The organism is Vibrio sp. A8-1 (assembly GCF_013048685.1).
GTDB lineage: Bacteria > Pseudomonadota > Gammaproteobacteria > Enterobacterales > Vibrionaceae > Vibrio > Vibrio metschnikovii.
Genome location: NZ_VHTC01000092.1, coordinates 1 through 1118, shown reverse-complemented (window position 1 = coordinate 1118; position 1118 = coordinate 1). Strand labels below are relative to the sequence as shown.

General features: G+C 40.2%; 1 protein-coding gene. It reads left to right on the top strand.

Annotated elements, in window-relative coordinates; genetic code table 11:
- Nucleotides 1–163 precede the first annotated feature (163 nt).
- On the top strand, nucleotides 164–901 hold the full coding sequence (locus FKN93_RS17355) for an SDR family oxidoreductase (protein ID WP_170905764.1): 738 nt from the start codon (nucleotides 164–166) through the stop codon (nucleotides 899–901).
- Nucleotides 902–1118: the final 217 nt, after the last annotated feature.

Here is a 1118-nt window from a genome sequence, read left to right as displayed (position 1 = left end):
TAGCCCTAACAAGGCGTTAAAGAGGGATTCGCAACGCGTAGCATTTTCGTTATGCGTTGATTTTATTAGTTTTTAGTGTAATGCGGTGAGTTGGTAGTTGCGTTGCTCACCCCTTAACGCGGCGTTAGCCGTCAAAGTACATAAATAGGAAAGGAGTCCTAAATTGAAAATAGCATTAGTTACAGGTGGTTCAAAAGGTATCGGTTTACATACAGTTCTTCGGCTTTTGAAGCAGGGATATAAAGTTATTACATGTTCTCGTTCAAAGAATACTTGGTTAGATGTACTTAAAAAATACCCAGAATTAAAAGCTGTTGATTATCAGTCTGTTGATATTGCGGATGAGCAACAATTAGAAAGGCTATTTACCCACGTTGCAGAGCATTACGGTAAGTTAGACGTTGCTGTAAATAACGCGTCTCCGGCACTTGCTTCTCGAGGGTATTTATCTCAAGTAGAAGTCCCATTTCTCAAAGAAACACTTCATGTGGATTTTTTGTGCCAAGCTTTATGTTTGAGATCTGAACTGAAGTTAATGGAAGCAGGTGCATCCATAGTAAATATAAGTTCGGTTAATGGTATTAGACCGACACCCAATGCATCAATGTATAGTGCAGCTAAACACGCCCTTGAGGGTTTAACTAAATCTGTTGCCTTAGAAAGCATTAAATCTGGCATTCGAATCAATGCAGTTGCCCCCGGTGTCACTTGGACGCCTCGATGGGAAGAAAAGCAACTTGAAAATTCTCATATTCGCGCTGAGGTTTCAGGCGTCGTACCAATCAATCGTTTTGGTGAAATCGACGAAATCGTCAATGCAATAGAGTTTTTATTATCTGATAAATCTAGTTATATCGTTGGTCACACGCTGGTAGTTGATGGTGGGCTCTCGTTGGCATGACGGCTAACAAAGCGTTAAAGAGGGATTCGCAACGCGTAGCATTTTCGTTATGCTTTGATTTTATTAGTTTTTAGTGCAATGCGATGAGTTGGTAGTTGCGTTGCTCACCCCTTAACGCGGCGTTATGCGCTATAGTTGGTTGGAAGTTTTTTATACAAAATAAAATGGAGTAAGTACATGAGATTAAATCAGTTATTGGTTTCAGTCATAGCTGTGT